Annotated in this window: 2 protein-coding genes; both read right to left on the bottom strand. The window is 40.8% G+C overall.

Annotation, left to right across the window (positions count from 1 at the left end):
* Positions 1-382: 382 nt before the first annotated feature.
* Positions 383-886, bottom strand: a complete 504-nt coding sequence (locus C7H19_RS25175; protein WP_146136605.1) for a hypothetical protein — start codon at positions 884-886, stop codon at positions 383-385.
* A gap of 55 nt (positions 887-941) precedes the next feature.
* Positions 942-1,277: a hypothetical protein gene (locus tag C7H19_RS25170; RefSeq protein WP_106459630.1), complete on the bottom strand. Its 336-nt coding sequence runs from the start codon at positions 1,275-1,277 to the stop codon at positions 942-944.
* Between the last annotated feature and the right edge of the window lie 69 nt (positions 1,278-1,346).

Below are 1,346 nucleotides of genomic sequence, written 5' to 3'. Positions count from 1 at the left end.
CGTAATTTTGGTTAGATGAACAGGTGGGATTAATAAACCCACCTGACTTTATCAGACTAATCCGAACTACGGCTGTTCAAAACAGCAGACAAAAACAGATAACATATCCCTGTAGCACCAGCAAGAAGTAAGGCATTAGGCATAGCTATATGTCTGTACCACTGGCAGAAAGATTCAACGATTTTGGCGATTGAATTTAGGCTTACAGCCAGAAGCTGAAGTACAACATAAGCTAATGTAGCAATCCCTAAACTTTGAACAAAGCGATTACTAGATAAATTCATAAGAAACCTTCTTAACATTACTCATTTAGTTTTCCCAAAACATAAGAAAAAACCGCCACTGAGGAGAATGTGACGGTTTAATTAAGAAGGTTCGTTAATTATAGTCTTCCCTTTTTTCGGATAATTTCACCGACGACCTCAGCAGTCCATTCCTTAAAGCATTTTGGTAATGGATATCTCCCCCCGATCATCTTTTCAGCTATCTGCTTGTAACTGATTCGATCTCGACGCGAGATGGCGAATGTATTCGAGTAAGCTAATTCTCTTATCCGTTCAATAGAATCTTCCACTGTTAGTACTGAGTCACTTACTGAGTCACTTACTGAGTCACTTACTGAGTCACTTACTGAGTCACTTACTGAGTCACTTACTGAGTCACTTACTGAGTCACTAAAGTGTAAAGCCATAGACTCATCGATCATTTTTTGAACCTCTTCTCTAGTCAAGGTTTCAACCTTGATAGGAACTTGGGAGAAACGATCTCTTAATATTTGCTCTGTGGCTTGACTTAAAGACAATTGGTGAATTGCGGCGTAATCTTTCAAATTAGATAACAATCCATCATCAATATAAGCTTGTATTTTGTTTCGATTGGTGTGCATAAAAGAAAACAGCCCCATATAGAGGCTGCTGTAACGTTCTTGTTGTAGGTAAAAGTTATTCGTTGTGATCAGCGCGCCCGTTGTTTTGTTGACCTCTCAAGTATTCCCAAATTCGTTGGATTTCTTCTTGATTGCGTCGGCTCCGTTCATCGCTTTGACGCATATAAGCTGAGAGTTCAGTAAACAGCTCCACCAATTGCAACATCTGGGTATTTAGTCGAGCCGCTAACTCTTCATTGCGGGCAACGGCTTCATCATGACGGGCAACGGCTTCATCATGACGGGCAACGGCTTCATCATGACGGGCAATCGCTTCATCGTGTCGAACAATGTAACGAGCAGATGTTTGCAGCAAAGCTTCTACCTGATTTAGTCTTTCTTCTGGTGTCATAATGTCCTCATAGTCCTTTTTTAAGGTGATTTCTGGGGCTGTAAACACGGCTCCTTTGTCACTTATCTA

This window comes from Aphanothece hegewaldii CCALA 016 (genome assembly GCF_003007785.1).
Classification (GTDB): domain Bacteria; phylum Cyanobacteriota; class Cyanobacteriia; order Cyanobacteriales; family Microcystaceae; genus Chroococcus; species Chroococcus hegewaldii.
Note: the sequence above shows the minus strand (reverse complement) of the source record. Positions and strands in the feature narration are given on the sequence as shown.

Coding starts and splice junctions, on each gene's coding strand:
- C7H19_RS25175 (WP_146136605.1), bottom strand. CDS start 886: ATGCACACCAATCGAAACAAAATACAAGCTTATATTGATGATGGATTG.
- C7H19_RS25170 (WP_106459630.1), bottom strand. CDS start 1,277: ATGACACCAGAAGAAAGACTAAATCAGGTAGAAGCTTTGCTGCAAACA.